The following is an 826-nucleotide window of genomic DNA, read 5'->3' as shown; positions in this document are numbered from 1 at the left end:
ATTAGCCACTGTGCGTGGCGGCACGTCATTTCTTTGTCCAAAGCGACAAAGAAACGAAGCAAAGAAAACGCTTTCAGAACGAGGGCTCATAAGTTGACCTAGCGTGCAGTTTCCGCGTTTTTGGCACCCCAAAAGCACGGTGCTCGCCAGAACGACGGATGTGTGAACCCCTCCTTCTCGCGAATTCTTACACGCACACGCTTCGCCCCGTACGCTCTCGGGCAAGCACAAGTGCCAAGGAAACCCACACGGCCTCACGCGTCTTTATTGCTTCACGTCTTGATCGACTGGTTGCTTGATCTGCACCTCTATTTTTGGGGTATGCCTTACCCATCGTGCGGCCGCGTTTCGAGGCGGGTTGGCGACGTGGTTCGATGTGCGTACAAATTCGGTGGGTGGTTGTCCGCGGATAGCGCGGGGTGAACCTTGGGCAGGTTCAGTCACTGGTGGCGAAGCGTGTGGGTATCCGTGTTCGGAGAAAGAGGGGTTCACACATCCGTCGCTCTGGCGAGCACCGTGCTTTTGGGGTGCCAAAAACGTGGAAACTGCACGCTGGGTCAACTTACGAGCCCTCGTTCTGAAAGCGCTTTCTTTGCTTCGTTTCTTTGTCGCTTTGGACGTAACTAGTCAGCACTTGTAAACTGCTGCGAAGCTCGGCATGATTCGGAGATGACATTTGTGCCCAACCTTAAAAATCTGACGGACGAGCAGAAAGACGCGCTCATCATTGATTTGGTGAGGCGTCTGAACGAGATTGAAGCGAAGCTGGGCAAGGACAGCCACAACTCGAGCAAGCCACCGTCCTCGGATGGCCTGAAGCGCAAAC

General features: G+C 54.5%; 1 protein-coding gene. It reads left to right on the top strand.

Translation table 11 applies throughout. The features are described 5' to 3' along the window. Nucleotides 1-669: 669 nt before the first annotated feature. Nucleotides 670-826, top strand: a 157-nt coding sequence (locus FH08_RS52700) for a DUF6444 domain-containing protein (RefSeq protein WP_419178036.1), incomplete at its 3' end; no start/stop codon positions are given.

This window comes from Caballeronia sordidicola (assembly GCF_000729995.1).
Classification (GTDB): Bacteria; Pseudomonadota; Gammaproteobacteria; order Burkholderiales; family Burkholderiaceae; genus Caballeronia; species Caballeronia sordidicola_A.
Note: the sequence above shows the minus strand (reverse complement) of the source record. Positions and strands in the feature narration are given on the sequence as shown.